Annotated in this window: 15 protein-coding genes; 8 read left to right on the plus strand and 7 right to left on the minus strand. The window is 72.2% G+C overall.

The window, feature by feature from the left end; genetic code table 11:
* Window positions 1–21: 21 nt before the first annotated feature.
* Window positions 22–1,077 carry a phosphotransferase gene (locus GVN67_RS06075; protein ID WP_159993834.1) on the plus strand — a complete coding sequence of 352 codons (1,056 nt, stop codon included), beginning with the start codon at window positions 22–24 and terminating at the stop codon, window positions 1,075–1,077.
* A complete protein-coding gene (locus tag GVN67_RS06080) occupies window positions 1,074–2,405 on the plus strand; it encodes an aspartate aminotransferase family protein (RefSeq protein ID WP_235034976.1) in 1,332 nt (443 codons plus the stop codon). The genes GVN67_RS06075 and GVN67_RS06080 overlap by 4 nt, the downstream gene beginning before the upstream one ends.
* 57 nt (window positions 2,406–2,462) lie before the next feature.
* Here the strand turns inward: GVN67_RS06080 and GVN67_RS06085 are convergent, their stop codons facing one another.
* The 3 genes from GVN67_RS06085 to GVN67_RS06095 form a co-directional block, all read right to left on the minus strand.
* Entirely contained in the window at window positions 2,463–4,856 is a 2,394-nt protein-coding gene (locus GVN67_RS06085) for a PAS domain S-box protein (RefSeq protein ID WP_159993835.1), read from the minus strand.
* 166 nt (window positions 4,857–5,022) lie between these two features.
* Complete coding sequence (locus GVN67_RS06090) at window positions 5,023–6,156, minus strand: class I SAM-dependent RNA methyltransferase (protein ID WP_159993836.1); 1,134 nt, start codon at window positions 6,154–6,156, stop codon at window positions 5,023–5,025.
* Window positions 6,153–7,091 (minus strand): LysR family transcriptional regulator, encoded by a 939-nt coding sequence (locus GVN67_RS06095; RefSeq protein WP_159993837.1) that lies wholly within the window; start codon window positions 7,089–7,091, stop codon window positions 6,153–6,155. Before GVN67_RS06095 ends, GVN67_RS06090 begins: the two co-directional genes overlap by 4 nt.
* 95 nt (window positions 7,092–7,186) lie before the next feature.
* Here GVN67_RS06095 and GVN67_RS06100 point away from each other — a divergent pair, with 95 nt between their 5' ends.
* A complete protein-coding gene (locus GVN67_RS06100) occupies window positions 7,187–8,062 on the plus strand; it encodes an aldo/keto reductase family oxidoreductase (protein WP_159993838.1) in 876 nt (291 codons plus the stop codon).
* 31 nt (window positions 8,063–8,093) lie between these two features.
* Here GVN67_RS06100 and GVN67_RS06105 read toward each other — a convergent pair whose 3' ends face one another.
* On the minus strand, window positions 8,094–9,047 hold the full coding sequence (locus GVN67_RS06105) for a tripartite tricarboxylate transporter substrate binding protein (RefSeq protein ID WP_159993839.1): 954 nt from the start codon (window positions 9,045–9,047) through the stop codon (window positions 8,094–8,096).
* Window positions 9,048–9,306: 259 nt separating this feature from the next.
* Here GVN67_RS06105 and GVN67_RS06110 point away from each other — a divergent pair, with 259 nt between their 5' ends.
* Together GVN67_RS06110 and dapA are read left to right on the plus strand one after the other, a co-directional pair.
* Window positions 9,307–9,723 (plus strand): hypothetical protein, encoded by a 417-nt coding sequence (locus GVN67_RS06110; RefSeq protein WP_159993840.1) that lies wholly within the window; start codon window positions 9,307–9,309, stop codon window positions 9,721–9,723.
* Window positions 9,724–9,728: 5 nt separating this feature from the next.
* The gene (dapA, locus tag GVN67_RS06115) at window positions 9,729–10,688 is read left to right on the plus strand and encodes a 4-hydroxy-tetrahydrodipicolinate synthase (RefSeq protein WP_159993903.1); all 960 of its coding nucleotides are present in this window, start codon (window positions 9,729–9,731) and stop codon (window positions 10,686–10,688) included.
* A gap of 3 nt (window positions 10,689–10,691) precedes the next feature.
* On the opposite strand, the gene GVN67_RS06120 is transcribed toward dapA, so the two are convergent.
* A complete protein-coding gene (locus GVN67_RS06120) occupies window positions 10,692–11,435 on the minus strand; it encodes an IclR family transcriptional regulator (RefSeq protein ID WP_159993842.1) in 744 nt (247 codons plus the stop codon).
* Between the two features lie 146 nt (window positions 11,436–11,581).
* Here GVN67_RS06120 and GVN67_RS06125 point away from each other — a divergent pair, with 146 nt between their 5' ends.
* Complete coding sequence (locus GVN67_RS06125; RefSeq protein ID WP_159993844.1) at window positions 11,582–12,754, plus strand: M20 aminoacylase family protein; 1,173 nt, start codon at window positions 11,582–11,584, stop codon at window positions 12,752–12,754.
* Window positions 12,755–13,011: 257 nt separating this feature from the next.
* Here the strand turns inward: GVN67_RS06125 and GVN67_RS06130 are convergent, their stop codons facing one another.
* On the minus strand, window positions 13,012–14,400 hold the full coding sequence (locus GVN67_RS06130; protein ID WP_159993846.1) for an aminotransferase: 1,389 nt from the start codon (window positions 14,398–14,400) through the stop codon (window positions 13,012–13,014).
* Between the two features lie 133 nt (window positions 14,401–14,533).
* On the opposite strand from GVN67_RS06130, the gene GVN67_RS06135 reads away from it, so the two are divergent.
* Together GVN67_RS06135 and GVN67_RS06140 are read left to right on the plus strand one after the other, a co-directional pair.
* A complete protein-coding gene (locus tag GVN67_RS06135; protein WP_159993848.1) occupies window positions 14,534–14,743 on the plus strand; it encodes a hypothetical protein in 210 nt (69 codons plus the stop codon).
* Between the two features lie 99 nt (window positions 14,744–14,842).
* Window positions 14,843–15,637, plus strand: a complete 795-nt coding sequence (locus tag GVN67_RS06140) for an ATP-binding cassette domain-containing protein (RefSeq protein WP_159993850.1) — start codon at window positions 14,843–14,845, stop codon at window positions 15,635–15,637.
* A gap of 36 nt (window positions 15,638–15,673) precedes the next feature.
* Here GVN67_RS06140 and hpxZ read toward each other — a convergent pair whose 3' ends face one another.
* Window positions 15,674–16,063, minus strand: a complete 390-nt coding sequence (gene hpxZ / locus GVN67_RS06145; RefSeq protein WP_159993852.1) for an oxalurate catabolism protein HpxZ — start codon at window positions 16,061–16,063, stop codon at window positions 15,674–15,676.

A 16,063-nucleotide genomic window follows, 5' to 3' on the forward strand; every position in this document is an offset into this window, starting at 1 on the left:
CCGGCGGGGAGGCCGTGCCCGATGACCACCCGCTACGCCCCCGGCAGCATGACCGCCCAGGCCGCCCCCGTGGCGCCGGCGGAGGCCGAGGCGATCTTCGCCCGCGAATTCGGCGCCCCGGGCCAGGCGAAGCGCCTGATCGGCGAGCGCGACCAGAATTTCGCCCTGACGACCGAAGACGGCCGCGCGGTGATGCTGAAGCTGATCCACCCGGCGGAAGACCCGGCGGTCACCGATTTCCAGACCCAGGTGCTGCTGCAGGTCGAGCGCGCCGATCCCACCATCCCGGTGCAGCGGGTGATCCGCGCGACCGACGGCGCCGCCGACAAGCCGGTGGTGCTCGCCGATGGCAGCACCCGCCGCCTGCGCATGGTTTCTTTTCTTCCCGGCCGCATCCAGCGCGGCCTGCCGCCGAGCGCCCCGCGAGGGCGGGAACTGGGAGAAATCCTGGCGCGCATCCAGCTGGCCCTGGCCGATTTCGCGCATCCCGCCGACAGCCACGAGATCGCCTGGGACATCGCCTACACCGACCGCCAGCGCGTCGTGGTGCCCGAGATCGAAGATCCGCATCGCCGGGCGCTGCTGGTGGAGGGCCTCGACCGCTTCGACGCGATCCGTCCGGCGATGGCAGCGCTGCGGCGCCAGGTCGTGCACAACGACCTCAGCTACGACAATGTCGTGGTGGACGAGCAGAATCCCGACCGCGTCGCCGGCGTGCTGGATTTCGGCGATGCGACGCGCACCGCGGTGGTCAACGACCTGGCCGTCGCCTGCGCCTACAACCTGGCCGAGGCGGGCGACCCGCTGGACGGCGTGCTGCCGCTGGTCGCCGGCTTCCACGCCACCCGGCCGCTGCTGCCCGAGGAGGTGGCGCTGCTGGCCGAGCTGACCATCGCGCGCATGGTGGTGCGGGTCGGCATCACCGAATGGCGGGCGGTCCGCTTCCCCGAGAACCGCGACTATATCCTGCGCACCACGCCGATGACCTGGCGGCTGCTCGAGGTCCTGCTGCGTCAAGATCCGCAGCAGCAATGGCAAAAAATGCTGCGCGCCTGCGCGATGGAGGAGATCCGATGACCCTGATCAGTGGCGGCATGGTCAATGCCTTCGATCCCGCCGGCGCCGCCGGGCTGGATGACGACCGGCGCAGCATGGTCGAGCGCCGCGCCAGGCTGCTCGGCCCCGGCTACAAGCTGTTCTACGACGAGCCGGTGCATTTCGTGCGGGCCCAGGGCGTCTATCTCTATGACGCCCAGGGGGAAGAATATCTCGACGTCTACAACAACGTCCCCTCCGTCGGGCATTGCCATCCGCGGGTGGTGGAGGCGGTGTCGCGGCAGCTCGGCATCCTGAACACCCACACCCGCTACCTGCATGATTCCATCCTGGATTATGCCGAGCAGCTGCTGGCGACATTCCCGGCCGAGATCGGCCATGTGATGTTCACCTGCACCGGCAGCGAGGCCTCGGACCTCGCCATGCGCATCGCCCGCCACGTCACCGGCGGCAGCGGCTTCATCGTCACCGCCAATGCCTATCATGGCCACACCATCGCCGTGTCGCAGGTCTCGCCCTCGATGGGCGAGCATGTGCCGCTCGGCGTGCATACCCGCGTCGTGCCGGCGCCCGACGCCTATCGCAGCGAGGGCGATCTGGGCGCGGTCTTCGCGGCTCAGGTCGAGGCGGCGATCGCCGACATGCGCCGCCACGGCATCCGCTTCGCCGGTTTCCTGGCTGATTCGCTGTTCTCCAGCGACGGCATCCTCCCCGGGCCGGCCGGCTTCCTGAAGCCGGTGGCCGAGGTGGTGAGAAAACATGGCGGGCTCTATATCGCGGACGAGGTGCAGCCCGGCTTCGCCCGCACCGGCGACGCCATGTGGGGGTTCCAGCGGCACGGCATCACGCCCGACCTGGTGACCATGGGCAAGCCGATGGGCAATGGCATCCCCATCGGCGGCGTCGCGGCGCGGCCCGAGCTGCTCGAGGATTTCGGCCGCAACACCCGCTACTTCAACACCTTCGGCGGCAGCCCGATCTGCATTGCCGCGGCCCAGGCGGTGCTCGACGTCATCCGCGACGAGAAGCTGCAGGAAAACTCCCGCATCGTCGGCCGCGCCATGCTGGACGGCATCCAGGCGCTGGCCGAGAAGCATTCTTCCATTGGCGATGTCCGTGGCGCCGGGCTGTTCGTCGGCGTCGATTTCGTCCGCGACCGCGCGACGCGCGAGCCCGATGCCGCGCTGGGCCTCAAGGTGGTCAACCGGCTGCGCCAGAAGCGGGTGCTGATCAGCGCCTCCGGGCGCGAGGGCAACGTGCTGAAGATCCGCCCGCCGCTGCCCTTCTCGCTGGCCGACAACGACCGCTTCCTCGGCCTGCTGGCGGAGACGCTGGCCGAGCTCGCCTGAACCTCAGGAGCCTCAGCCTCAGGGGCCTCAGGGGCCTCAGCCTCAGGGCCCTCAGCCTCAGGCGCCGGCCGCCGACTGGTTCTCGAAGCTGGCCGGCACGGCGCTGAGCGGAAAGCGCAGCACGCAGCGCAGCCCGTCCGGCAGGAAGTCCAGCCGGGCGACCATGCCCGACTGGCCGGTCAGGCCGCGCTGCAGCAGCCGCATGCCGAAGCCGCGCCGGCCCGGCTCGCTGGCCACCGGCGGGCCGCCCTGCTCGACCCATCGGACCAGCTGCGCGGCGCGGCCGGGCTCGACCTGGCAGGTCACCGTGATATGGCCGCCGGGGCGTGACAGGGCGCCGTGCTTCACCGCATTGGTGGTGAGCTCGTGCAGCGCCATGGCCAGCGACAGCGCCTGGGCGGGGTTCAGGATCTCGCCGTCGCCGCAATCATGCAGGTCGAGATGGATGCCGGTGGCGGTGGCCAGCGCCGTCTGCACCACCTCGCCCAGCCGCGCGCCGTGCCAGTCGGTCTGTGTCAGCAGGTCATGCGCGCGGGCCAGCGCGATCAGCCGCGCCTGGAAGGTGGGGCCGAAGGTCGCGAGGTCCGTGGCGCTGCGCACCGTCTGCAGCGCCATGGCCTGCACCATGGCCAGGGTGTTCTTCACCCGGTGGTTCAGCTCCCGCGTCATCAGCATCTGGCGGATCTCGGCCGCGGCGCGCTCCATCGCGCCCCAGGCACGCTCGGCGGCGCCCCGGGCGAAGCCGACCTCATCGGCGCTCCATTCGCGCGGCGTCGGGTCGTGCAGGAACAGGAAGGCGACGGCGTGGCCCTCGGCGGTGACCGGCACCAGCATGAAGGCGCCCACATGGATGGCGGCATAGGCCCCGGCCTCGGCGGCGGTGCGCGGGTCGTCGGCGACGTCGTTGACGCAGATCACCGGCGCCGCCGCATCGGCCGCGCCCTCGGCCCGGTGCCAGAGATCGGCGAAGCGCCAGGCGGAGCCGTATTGCCCGGCGATATGGCCGACGCTGCCATCGGTCCAGTCGCGCTCCACCCGGCTGCCGCCATCCTGGCCGATGATGGCATAGCCGGCGCGGCTGGCGCCCAGCGCGCGGCCGATCACCTCGGCGGCGGCGACGGCGATCTGCGAGGGGTCGTGCAGCCCGCGCAGCCGGTCGCCCAGCTGCAGCAGCGCCAGCAGCCGTTCCTCGTTGCGCTGCAGCTCGCGCAGGTCGCGGGTGGCGGTGCCGTAGCCGCAGATTTGGCCGGTCGCGTCGCGCATCAGCAGCATGTTGTACCAGACCGGCAGCAGCTCGCCGGTGGCGAAGCTGCGGAACTGCATCTCGCCCTGCCAGGTGCCGTGCTCATGCACCGCCGGGATGACGACACGGCGCAGGAAGTCGTGCTGATCGGCGGGGAAGTAGTCCAGCACCGAGGTTTGCAGCGCCGCCGCCAGGTCGGGCAGCCCGACCAGCCGCAGCCCCGAGGGATTGACATAGACCGCCGAGAAATCGAGCCGGGCGATGCCGAGGAAGTCGGTGGACTGCTCGACCAGGTCGGCCAGCTGGCGGCAGGCATCCTCGTGCCCGGCGCGGGCGGTGATGTCTTCGACCATCGACAGGGCGCAGACGAAGCGGCCCTCGGCATCGCGCAGCGCCGCCATGCGGATCTCGGCGCGGAACGGGCGGTGGCCGGGGGCGGCATGGTCGCGGCGCTCCAGATAGCCATGCGTCTCGCCCTCCACCAGCGCCTGGAAGCGCGCCTCGGTGGCCGGGCGCTCGGCCGGGTCGGCGATCAGCTCCTGGAAGCGGCGGCCGAGCAGCGACGCCTCGTCGCAGCCGCAGAGCAGCTGGAAGGGCGGGCTGACCGACAGGTAGCGGCCCTCGGCATCGAGCTCCTGGATGCCCAGCGGCAGGCCCTGGCGCATCGCCCGCAGCCGGTGCGCGGCGCGGTCCAGCGCCTGCGGCAGCTGCGGCCCGGCCGCGGCATCGCGCAGCAGCTTCAGATAGCCGCTGACGGCGCCGGCGCCGTCGCGCAGCGGCAGGGTCTCGCCCATCACCTGCAGCACCTGGCCGTCGCGGGTCAGGCAGGGATGCGCGGCGGCGGCATGGCCGTCCTCCCGCGCCTCGGCGAGCTCGCCGGCGGGCTGGCCGGCGGCGCGGGCCTCGGGCGGCCAGAGCATGGCGATGTCCTGGCCCAGCACCTCGGCCGTGCTCCAGCCCAGCATCAGCCGGGCGCCGCTGTTCCAGCCGGTGACGCGGCCGGCGGCATCGGTGGCGATGACCGCCAGCGTGGTGGCGCCGTCGCGCAGCAGCCAGCCCAGCGCCGGGTCGGGACCCGTGCCGGTGCCGGCGCCGTTGCCGGCGGGCGGCGCTGCTGACAGGGCGACCTGGGCAAGTTGTGCCCGCAACTGCTCGAGCTCGGCCAGCAGGCCTCTGCGGGTCGCGGCCGCCCGCGCCTTGGCACCCATGGATCGTCGCCTCGCCCGGTTGGCGCCGGCATTGGCATCCGGCTCATCACCATAAGCGAACGATCGGCCGGGGCGGACGGGCAGAAGCGTTGCCCACACGCAATGGTGCTGACCCGGTTCCTCGCAAGGCCTTCCGGCTGGCCCAGGCGGTCAGTCCAGGGGGGGCTTAGCCCAGCGGATCGGTCCGGTGCAGGGTGACGCGCAGCCCGCCATGCGGCACCGGGGGGCCAGGCGGCAGGAAGGGCAGGCCGGTCGCCTTGGCCAGCTGCGGCTCGCTGGTCAGCAGGCCGACGCGCCAGCCGGCGAAGCGCGTCTTCAGCACCTGGCCGATGGCGCGGTACAGCGGCACCAGCGCCCGCTTGTCGCCGATGCGGCTGCCATAGGGCGGGTTGAGGATGACCAGGCCCGGCCCTTCGCCCTCGGGCGGGGCCACCTCGCTGATGGCGGCCTGGCGGAACGAGCAGAAAGCATCGACGCCGGCGCGGGCGGCATTGGCCTGGCTCATGGCGATGGCGCCGGCATCGCGGTCGCTGCCGTGGAAGCGGGCGGCGGGTTCCCTCTGGCTCTGCACCGCGCGCATCTTCGCCCAGGCCTCGGCGTCGAAATTGGCGAATTGCTCGAAGGCGAAGCTTCTCGCGCGGCCTGGGTTGAGCCGGGCGGCGATCTCGGCGGCCTCGATGACGAAGGTGCCGGAGCCGCACATCGGGTCCAGCACCGGCCCGGCCCCGTCGAAGCCGCATTGCTGCAGGAACAGCGCCGCCATGGTCTCGCGCAGCGGCGCCGCGTTGATCGCCTGCTTGTAGCCGCGCTTGTGCAGCAGCTCGCCGGAGGTGTCGAGGCTGATGGTGCAGAGGTCGTTCTCGATGCGGGCGCGGACCAGCACCGAGGCTTCCGGGGCCGCATCCGGGGCGGGAGTCGCGCCCAGCGTCTCGCGGATGGCGGTCTCGATGCGCTCGGCGGCGGCGCCGGAATGGTAGATGCGCGACGACGCGCAATCCGCCTCGACCCGGAAGGGGACATCCGGGCGCATGACGCTGGCCCAGGGCACGTGGCGGGCGCGGGCGTCGAGCTGGTGCAGCTCCCGCACCTTGAAGGCGTCGAGCCGGGCCAGCACCCGGCTGGCGCCGCGCACCCAGAGATTGGCGCGCCAGACCTCGGGCCAGCCGCCCTCGAGGACGACGCCGCCGGGGACGGCGCGCGGGCGCTTGAAGCCCTTCAGCTTCACCTCGGCGCAGAGCGTCTCCTCCAGCCCGGGCAGGGTCGCCAGAAAGATCTCGAAGGGTTTTTGCGGGGGGGTCATGGCGCCTGCGGGGAAGTCAAGCCGGACTGTCTAGCACCGCCCGGCCCGCGCAAGAAGTCGATGAAGGCGCGCAGCGGCGCCGGCACCAGGCGGCGGCCGGGATAATACAGGAAGGGGCCGGGGAAGCGCTGCCACCAATCCTCCAGCACCGGCAGCAGGGCGCCGCGGTCCAGATGCGGCCGCAGCCAGTCCTCGAACAGGAAAAGTACGCCGTTGCCGGCCAGCGCCGCGTCCACCAGCAGGTCGGTGCCGGCGCCGACGCGCACCACCAGCGGGCCGGCTACATCGACGAAGAGAACCTCGCCGTCGCGCTCGAATTCCCAGGGCGGCATGGCGCCGCTGGTGAAGCGGCCGCGCAGGCAGGCATGCGCCAGCAGGTCGCGCGGATGCTGCGGCACCCCATGGCGGGCGAGATAGGCCGGGGAGGCCACGGTGGCGAAGCGCTGCTGGCGCGGGCCGATGGGCAGCGCGATCATGTCCTGCTCCAGCCGCTCGTCATAGCGGATGCCGGCATCGCAGCGGGCGGCGACCAGGTCGACGAAGCTGTCCTCCACCTCCAGCTCGACGCGGATCTCGGGGAAGGCGGCCAGGAAAGGCGGGATGATCGCCGGCAGCACCAGCCGGGCGGCGCTGACCGGGACATTCAGCCGCAGCGTGCCGGCGGGACGGTCGCGAAAGCCGTTGACCACGTCGAGCGCGGCATCGACCTCGGCCAGCGCCGGGCCCAGGCGTTCCAGCAGGCGCTGTCCGGCCTCGGTCGGGGTGACGCTGCGGGTGGTGCGGTGCAGCAGGCGCAGGCCCATGCCTTCCTCCAGCCGGCGCAGCGCCTCGCTGAGGCCGGAGGCGCTGGCGCCGGTCAGCCGGGCGGCCTCGCGGAAGCCGCGGGCGCGGGCGACCGAGAGGAAAGCGTTCAGGTCGCCGAGGTCAGGCTTCATCGTTCGTTTTTCCGCACGGGCTGTGCGGATTGTCCCCGATTATCGTGCGGCGCGACAGGGGCCAGCTTGGGGCCAGCGACCAGAGGAACAGAACCATGTCGAAGCTCGATGCCGCCGGGATCTTCCGTCTCGGGGACCGTGAGGTCCACCGCCTGGGCTATGGCGCCATGCAGCTGGCGGGGCCGGGGGTGTTCGGCCCGCCGCGCGACCCGGATGCGGCGCGGGCCGTGCTGCGCGCCGCGGTGGAGGCGGGGGTGAACCATATCGACACCAGCGACTTCTACGGCCCCCACGTCACCAACCAGCTGATCGCCGAGGCGCTGCATCCCTATGCCGCCGACCTGGTGATCGTCACCAAGATCAGCGCCAGGCGCGGCGCCGACGGGTCCTGGCTGCCGGCGCTGTCGCCGGCGGAGCTGACCCAGGCGGTGCATGACAATCTGCGCCACCTGAAGCTGGACGTGCTGGAGGTGGTGAATTTCCGCAGCATGCTGGACGTGCATGGCCCGGCCGAAGGCTCGCTGGAGGCGCCGCTGGAGGTGCTGGCCGGGCTGCGGCAGCAGGGGCTGATCCGGCATCTGGGGCTGAGCAACGTCACCGCGCGGCAGGTGGCCGATGCCCAGAGGATGTTCCCGGTGGCCTGCGTGCAGAACCAGTACAACCTGGCGCATCGCGGCGACGACGCGCTGGTCGACAGCCTGGCGGCGCAGGGCATCCCTTACGTGCCCTTCTTCCCGCTGGGCGGCTTCAGCCCGCTGCAATCCGGCGCGCTGGACGCGGTGGCGCGGCAGCTCGGCGCCACGCCGATGCAGGTGGCGCTGGCCTGGCTGCTGCGGCGCTCGCCGAACATCCTCGCCATTCCGGGGACCTCGTCGGTGGCGCATCTGGCGGAGAACCTGGCCGCGGCCGAGCTGGTGCTGCCCGCCGGGGCGCTGGCGGCGCTCGACGGCATCGCCAGCCCCGCGGCTTAGCCCAGCCCGTGGCTTAGCCCAGCCCCGCGGCTTAGCCCAGGTTGATCCCCCGGGTCTGGATCAGCTTGCCATAGAACGAGAAGTCGCGGTGGATGAGGGTGGCGAAGTCCTCCAGGCTGATCGGGTCCAGCGCCATGTCCGGGGTGGCGCGGGACTGGACCAGCGGGCTTCTCACCGCGGCGGACAGGGCGTCGGCCAGCCGCAGCAGGATCGGCGTCGGCGTGCCGGTGGGGGCGCAGATGCCGTGCCAGTCGCGCACCACCAGCTCCGGTCGGCCGAGCTCGGCGAAGGTCGGCACCGCCGGGGCGGCGGGCAGGCGCTGCGGCGATGACAGGGCGAGGACGCGGAAGCGGCCGCTGCCCCGATGCGGCAGCAGCGTGTCGAGCGAGCCGGCATAGAGCGGGATGCGGCCGGTCATCAGGTCGGCGAGCGCCGCCTGCTCGTCGCGATAGCCGGCATTGACCAGGCGGATGCCGGTGATGCCCTGCAGCATCTCCATGACCAGGTGCGGCGTGCTGCCATTGCCGACGCTGCCGAAGGCCAGGCCCGGATTCTGGCGCAGATGCGCCATGGTGCCGGCGAAATCGCCGCCGGGCAGGTCGGCCGCGGCGGCGAAGGCGACGGGGGCGCGATAGACCAGGGTCAGCGGCGCGAAGTCCTGCAGGCGGTAGGGCAGGTTGGGGTGGAAATGCGGGTTGAGCGCCAGGGTGCTGGTGGTGACCCAGCCCAGGGCATGGCCATCGGGCGAGGCGCGGGCGGCGGCTTCGGCGCCGATCATGGTGTTGGCGCCCGGCTTGTTCTCGACGACGATCGGCTGGCCGAGGATGTCGCGCGCGGCCTCGGCCAGGGCGCGTGCCAGCCCGTCGCCGGTGCCGGGGGCGAAGGGGTAGATCAGCCTGATCGGCCGGTTGGGGAAGGCTGGTTGCGCGCGCGCGGCGGGCGCGACGAGGCTGGCGGCCAGCAGGCTGCGCCGATGGATGCGCATGGAATTTTTCCTCGCTTTTTCCGTCCTGCGATCCTGCCGCCGTTGTTTCTGAAAACAGAAAGAAAAAAGAGGGGGTTCCAGGGGAATTCATTTCACTGGCCTGGCTCAGGCTGTGTCCTGGCTTCGCGCGCGCCGTTCCCTGCGCCACCGGCGCCTGCCTCGACGGAGGCTTCTTGACGCGGCGCTGACGCGGCGCGCCCGGCTTCCGCATCGCGCCCTGATGCGGCGCGGCGCCAGGGTGGCGGCCGTGGAGGACCCGATGCCTGATCCCGAGATTTCCCTGCTCGATGCCGTGGACGCCGCCCGCGAGGACCGCGTGCTGGTGCTGGGGCGCCCCAGCCTGGCGCTGGTCTGCGCCAGCGCCCGGCGCGGCTGCCTGGCGGCCATGGGCAGCGCCGTGCCGCCGGCGCATCCCGACCCGGCCGAGGTGGTGCTGGCGCCGCGCGTCGCCGATGCGGCCGAGGCGGAGGGCATCGCCCTCGCCGCCCGGCGGGCGCTGCGCGGCGGCGCGCGGCAGGGCCGGCTGGCGATGCGGCTGATGGGCCGCGGCGCGGTGGCGCGGGCCCGGGCGGTGGCGCTGCGGCTGGCGGCGCTCGGCTTCTGCCAGGTGCGCGTGCGGCGTGCCGGCGGCCAGGTGCTGGTCATCGGCGCCTGCGCCCCCGCGGCGGGGCGGTGAGCCAGATGTTCCGCTATCACCGGCCAAGCTTCGGCGGCGTCATGCCGGCGCTGGTCACCCCCTTCCGCGCGGCGGATGGCGCGCTGGACCTCGCCGCCCTGGCCCTGCTGGCCGAGCGCGCGGCGCTGCGCGGCGCCGGCGGCGTCGTGGTCTGCGGCAGCACCGGCGAGGCCGCGGCGCTGAGCCCCGCCGAGCAGGCCCAGGCCATCGCCGGGGCGGTGGAGGGCGTGGCCGGCCGCGTGCCCGTCATCGCCGGCGTCGGCGCCCCCTGCACCGAGGCCGCCGTGAAGCTGGCGCTGCAGGCCGAGCGCTGCGGCGCCACCGCGCTGCTGGCCGCGCCGCCGCCCTATGTGCGGCCGTCGCAGGCGGGGATCGCGGCGCATCTGCGCGCCATCGCCGCCGCCTCGGGGCTGCCGGTCATTCTCTACGACGTGCCGGGGCGCAGCGCGGTGGCCTGCGAGGATGCCACCGTCGCGCGGCTGTTCGAGGAAGGCGCCATCCAGGCGCTGAAGGATGCGACGGCCGACCTGGCGCGGCCGGCCCGGCTGCGCCGGCTCTGCGGGGCGGAGCTGCTGCAATTCTGCGGCGACGATGCCAGCGTCGCCGCGCATCAGGCGATGGGCGGCGCCGGCTGCATCTCGGTCACCGCCAATCTGCTGCCCGGCCTGTGCCGCGCGTTGTTCGACGCCGGCCGCGAGGGCGAGGCCGGGCGGCTGGCCGAGCTGCGCGACACCCTGGCGCCGCTGTCGGAGGCGTTGTTCCTGGAGAGCAATCCGGTGCCGGTGAAGGCGGCGCTCGGCCTGCTCGGGCTGTGCGACGCGACGCCGCGGCTGCCGCTGCTGCGCGCGACCGCGGCCACGCAGGCGGCGCTGGCGGCGCTGCTGCCCGAGCTCGCCGCGCGCGAGGAAAGCCTGGCGCGCTGGCCGCTGCCGCGGGCCGCGCTGACCCCGGTCGCGCGGCATTGAGCGCTACAGCGCGGCGGCGATGGCCGTTGCCGCGCGCTGCAGGGCAGCGAGCTGCGGCGGCGGCCCGCCCGGCCTGTCCGGCGCGAAGGCGGTGCTCAGGGTGGCGATGCTCAGCGCGCCGAGCAACGCCCCGCCGCGCGCGAGGACCGGCACGCCGAGCCCGCCCAGGCCGATGACGAAATCATCCTGCACCAGCTCATGCCCGCGGGCGCGGATGGCGGCGGCGGCGCGCAGCAGGGCAGGGGGATCGGTCTCGCCGGCGGGGGTGCGGCGGGTCAGCGGCAGGGCCAGCGCCTGGCGCTGCGCCGGCGGATCCAGCCAGGCCAGCAGCACCCGCGGCCCGGCGCCGGCATTCAGCGTGGCATGGGCGCCGACGGCGAACCACAGCGCCTCGACATCCGGCAGCTCGACCAAAGCGCGGTCGAGGCAGAGGGCGCGGCCTTCCTCGGCCACCCACAGGAAGGCGGTGGCGCGGCATTCGGCGGCGAGCGCCCGCAGGTGGCCGGCGGCTGCCGCGCGCAGGCCTCCCCCGGTCTCGACCGCGGCTGCCATGGCCAGGATGCGGGTGGAGAGGCTGTAGCGCCCGTCCTCGACGCGCAGGAAGCCGGCCTGCAGCAGAGTGTGCAGCAGCCGCCGCGCGGTGCCCTTGTCCAGCGCCGCGGCCGCGGCAAGCTCGGTCAGCGTGCGGCGCGGCTGCTCCGGCGTGAAGGTGGCCAGCAGCGCCAGGCCGCGATCCAGCGCGCGCACCAGGGGGACCCCAGGGGGAGCTCCGGGGGGCGCCCCAGGCGGGGAAGCGTCGAGTGTCATCCAGTGACACTAAAACATCGTTCCTTGACACTTCAAGGAGAAGAAAAATAGGCTCGGCCGCATCCCGCAGGAAAGAGAACCGCGCCATGCCCGTTCCCGCCCCGATCGCCGCGCTGAAGGAAGAGATCACCACCTGGCGGCGCGACTTCCACGCCCATCCGGAAATCGGCTTCGAGGAGGTGCGCACCAGCGGCATCGTCGCCGAGAAGCTGGAAGCCTGGGGGCTGGAGGTGCATCGCGGCATCGGCCGCACCGGCGTGGTCGGCGTGCTGCGCGGCAGCCGCCCCGGCAACCGCAGCATCGGCCTGCGCGCCGACATGGACGCGCTGCCGATGCCGGAGCTGAACGACATCCCCCATCGCAGCCAGAACCCCGGCAAGATGCATGCCTGCGGCCATGACGGCCACACCGCGATGCTGCTGGGCACCGCCAAGCATCTGGCCGCCACCCGCGACTTCGCCGGCACCGTGCACTTCATCTTCCAGCCGGCCGAGGAAGGCCTGACGGGGGCGCTGGCCATGGTGGAGGACGGGCTGTTCCAGCGCTTCCCCTGCGACGCCGTCTACGGCATCCACAACCTGCCGACCCTGCCGCTGGGCACGGTGGCCGTGCGCCCCGGCACCGTGCTGGCCGCGGTGGACTATTTCGCCATCCGCCTGAAGGGCAAGAGCAGCCACGGCGCCGAGCCGCATCGCGGCCTGGACCCGCTGCCGGCGGCGACTCAGCTCTACGCCGCGCTGCAATCCCTGGTCAGCCGCCGCGTCGACCCGCATGGCACCGCGGTGATCAGCGTCGGCCAGTTCCATGCCGGCACCTCCGACATCGTCATCCCCGAGGTGGTGGAAATGCGCGGCACCATCCGCACCCTGCTGCCCGAGATGCGCGCCGAGATGGACCGGCTGTTCCACCAGGTCGTGGCCGGCACCGCCGCCGCCCATGGCGTCGAGGTGGAGCTGGACTACCGCCGCTCCTACCCGCCGACCATCAACACCCCCGACCAGGCGGCGCTGGCGGCGACCGCCGCCGCGACGGTGGTGGGCGAGGCCGCCATCAAGGGCGACTTCCCCTCGCTCACCGCCGGCGAGGATTTTTCCTACATGCTGCAGAACGCCCCCGGCGCCTTCCTGCTGATCGGCCAGGCCGCCGAGAGCGAAACCAGCCGCACCAACGTCCATAACGGGCGCTACGACTTCAATGACGACCTCTCGCCGATCGGCGTGGCGTGCTTCGAGGCGATCGTGAAGGCGGAACTGAAGTAAAGGGGTAGGTCGGGGGAATGAATTCCCCCGAACCCCCTTCTTTTTTCTGATCACCGGCCGTTCGGTGACCATCGCATCACCGGAAATGTGGCCAGGGCATCAAGGCGGGACGCCATCATACAAAAACAGCGCGACCTCGAAGGTCGCGCTGTTGATTGGCCGTGGCGAGTACTGTCTCCACGTGGACATGGCAATCTGACAGAAAAAAGAAGGGGTCCAGGGGAATTCATTCCCCTGGCCTTTAACCTGTCTTCTCTTCAGGCCACCGCTGGAATCGACGCGATCTGCAGCTCCGCCCAAACCGCGTCGAGCGCCCGGCCGAAGCGCGCGCACAGCTCGCGGGTTTCGCTTTCGCTGATGATCAGCGGCGGCGAGAAGGCGATGCGGTCGCCGATGGCGCGGATGATCAGGCCTTCCGCTTCTGCCTTCTGCTGCACCATCAGCCCGACCTTGCGCGCCGCCGGGAAGGCCTCGCGGCGCAGTTTGTCCGCCATCAGCTCGACGCCGGCGATCAGGCCGACGCCGCGCACCTCGCCCACCAGGGGATGGTCGGCGAAGGCTTTCAGCCCTTCCAGGAAGACCGGCGAGACCTGGCGGATATGGGTGACGATGTCGCGCTCCTCGTAGATCTTCAGCGTCTCGAGGGCGACGGCGCAAGCCACCGGATGGCCGCCATAGGTGTAGCCATGGCCGAGCGTGCCGTGCTTGCGGCTGCCGGCGACCAGGGCCTCGTGGATGCGGTCCGAGATCAGCAGCGCCGAGATCGGCTGGTAGCTGGCCGACAGCTGCTTGGCGCAGGACAGCATGTCGGGCTGCAGGTCGAAGGTCTCGGAGCCCCACATGCTGCCGGTTCGGCCGAAGCCGCAGATCACCTCGTCGGCGACCAGCAGGATGTCGTGCTTCTTCAGGATCGGCTGGATCGCCTCGAAATAGCCGCGCGGCGGCACCAGCGCGCCGCCGCCGCCCTGCACCGGCTCGGCGAACATCGCCGCGATGGTGTCGGCGCCCTCGCGCTCGATCAGCGCTTCCAGCTCGGCGGCCATGCGGCCAGAGAATTGTTCTTCCGTCTCGCCGGCGGTGTGGGCGCGGTAGTAGTTGGGGTTGCTGATGTGCAGGAAGCGGTCGCCATAGGGCAGGTCGAAGTCGGCCTGCATATGCGGCTGGCCGGAGAGCGAGGCGGTGGCCACCGTGTTGCCGTGATAGCCGCGGATGCGGCCGATCAGCTTCTTCTTCTGCGGGCGGCCGGTCAGGTTGTTGAAATACCAGATCAGCTTGATGGCGGCGTCGTTGCACTCGGAGCCCGAGCACTGGAACAGCACGTGGTTCAGCCCGTCGGGGGCCATGCCCACCAGCTTCTCGGCGAGCTCGGCGGAGGGCTCGTGCCCGCGGCCGTAGAAGGTGTGGTAATAGGGCAGCTTCAGCATCTGCTGGTAGGCGGCCTCGGCCAGGCGCTTCTCGCTGAAGCCGAGGCTGGAGCACCACAGGCCGGCCATGCCCTCGATATAGCGCTTGCCCTCGGTGTCGACCACATGGACGCCGTCGCCGCGCTCCATCAGCAGGGGGCCATCCTTGGCGAAGGCCTCCAGGTCGGTCTGCTGGTGGATGAAATGCGCCTGGTCGGCGGCGTGGAGGTGGTTGGCGCGCATCGCGACGGATCCCTTCCGGTTCGGCCCGTCGAGCTTGGACTCCTGCCAGGCGATGACAAGCGATTTTTGCGATGCCATGGTCGCGCCGACGCTCTGGAAGCCCTCACCATGCCGTGCCCGATGCTGCCCCGCCGTGCGCTTGGCCTGCCCGCCGCCGGGCCGCCGCTGCGCTGGCTGGTGGCCTGTCCCCCCGGCGGCGGCATCGATCTGGTGGCGCGGCACGGCGGGGCTGGCGGTGACCGACTATGCCACCGCCGGCGCCGTGCTGCGCGACGGCCTGGTGGTGCCGCTGGCGGTGTTCTCGGGCGCCCGGCTGGCAGGGTGCCGGCGGTGCCGACGCTGATCGAGGCGCTGGGCCTGCGTCTCGACGGCTGAGAAGGCGGGCCCTCGCCAGCCGCGGCGCCGGTTGCTATCCGTGGCGCGCCGCCCGAGGGGATCCCGCATGCTCGACCAGCCCACCGATGCCGCCCGCTACGCGCTGGACGGCGTCAATTTCGCCGTCCCCGGCCGCATGCTGCTGCATCCGCTGAGCCTGACCCTGGAGCCCGGGCGGGTGATCGGGCTGATCGGCCATAACGGCTCCGGCAAGTCGACCCTGCTGAAGCTGCTGGCCCGGCAGCAGCCGCCCAGCGGCGGCGCCATCGCCTTCGGCGGCCAGGCCCTGCCGCGCTGGAAGGAGCGCGCCTTCGCCCGCCAGGTGGCCTATCTGCCGCAGCAGACCGCCGCCGCCGAGGCCATGCTGGTGCGCGAGCTGGTGGCGCTCGGCCGCTATCCCTGGCATGGCGCGCTGGGCCGCTTCGGCGCCGACGACCGGCAGAAGGTCGAGGAGGCCATGGCGCTGACCGGCGTCGCGGCCCTGGCCGACCGCCAGGTGGAGACGCTGTCGGGCGGCGAGCGGCAGCGCGTCTGGCTGGCCATGCTGGTCGCCCAGGATGCCGGCTGGCTGCTGCTGGACGAGCCGATCAGCGCCCTCGACATCGCCCACCAGGTGGAGGTGCTGGCCCTGGTCCAGCGCCTCAGCCGCGAGCGCGGCGTCGGCATCGTCGTGGTGCTGCACGACGTCAACATGGCCGCCCGCTATTGCGACGAGCTGATCGCGCTGCATTCCGGCCGCCTGGTCGCCCGCGGCACGCCCGAGGAGATCATGACGCCGGCGCGGCTGCAGGAAATCTACGGCCTGCCGCTCGGGGTGATGCGCCACCCGGAGAGCGGCGCGCCCATGAGCTACGTCCAGTAGCTCGAGAACAAAAGCCGCTACGTGCAGTAGGGCGCGTCAGCCGGCGGGATCGTCGATCACGCTGACATGCGCCGCGACCACCCGCCAGCCCTGCGGCAGGCGGACCCAGCTCTGCTGCTGCCGGCCGATCTTGCCCGGCGCGGTGTCGCGGGTGAACAGCGTCGAGGCGACGGCGAAATCCTGCCCATAGGTGGTGATCAGCGTCCGCTGCAGGGTGCGCACCAGCCCGGCCGAGGGGCGCGCCGCGCGGAAGGCGGCGATTTCCGCCGCGCCATAGAGGTTCTCCGCCGCGCCGTAGCGCAGCGTCTGCGGCGTGGTGTCGAAGGCGGCGTCCAGCGCGGCCACGTCATTGGTGGTCAGCGCCCGTTCATAGGCGGCGAAGGCCGCCTCGACCTCGGCCTTCACGCTGGGGATGTCGCGTTCCAT

Source organism: Roseomonas sp. 18066 (assembly GCF_902706185.1).
Lineage (GTDB): Bacteria > Pseudomonadota > Alphaproteobacteria > Acetobacterales > Acetobacteraceae > Pseudoroseomonas.